This window comes from Methanocalculus chunghsingensis (genome assembly GCF_018132105.1).
In the GTDB taxonomy this organism is placed as follows: Archaea; Halobacteriota; Methanomicrobia; order Methanomicrobiales; family Methanocorpusculaceae; genus Methanocalculus; species Methanocalculus chunghsingensis.
In genome coordinates this window covers 1-673 of record NZ_JWHL01000042.1, presented here as the reverse complement: position 1 = coordinate 673, position 673 = coordinate 1, and the positions used below count along the sequence as shown (strand labels likewise).

1 protein-coding gene is annotated in these 673 nt (G+C 48.9%); it reads right to left on the bottom strand.

The window, feature by feature from the left end:
- Positions 1–673, bottom strand: a 673-nt coding sequence (locus tag RJ53_RS11510) for an RNA-guided endonuclease InsQ/TnpB family protein (RefSeq protein WP_246496125.1), incomplete at both ends; no start/stop codon positions are given.

Genomic DNA, 673 nt, shown 5'->3' with positions numbered 1-673 from the left:
ACAACCAGCTTCTTCCGCTTTGTTGATGGTTGTTGAAATGAAAAGATTCCAGGCAGCATCGCCAATACTCTTTGCAAGACAGTGGTTTTTCATCATGTTCTGGATGGAGAGATCTTCAAACACAAGCAGATCGTACGTCTGAGTCAGGGTATGTGCGGTTTTATACGCAAAATCCTTCCTCCGGTTCGCAATCGTTTCATGAATCCGAGCAACTGCCAACCGTTGTTTCCTTCGTTTGGGGGTGCCTTTCTCACACCTTGAGAACTTCCGTTGTGCTTTGGCAAGACGTTTCTCTTCTGTACGAAACCACCGGGGTTTCTCGATAGTGGTGCCGTCAGAGAGAGTACAGAATGTTGTGAGCCCGAGATCGATCCCCACAACTGAACGCTCACTGAGAGGAATGGGATCTGCGGGTTTTGGATCGTCCATTTTCACGGTAAAGCAGGCATACCACTTCCCGGTTGAGGTCCGACGAATAGTGACCCGTTTGATAACCCCCTCAATCGGGCGGTGATACACCATCGGGATATCCCCTATCTTGGAAAGATGCAGGATTGTCCCCTCACTCTTCAGGTGGAACCCGGATTGGACGTACGAGATACTATCATACCGGTATTTCCCTTTGAAACGGGGATACCCCACTTTTTTCTCGCCTTTTTGGACTCTTGTGAAG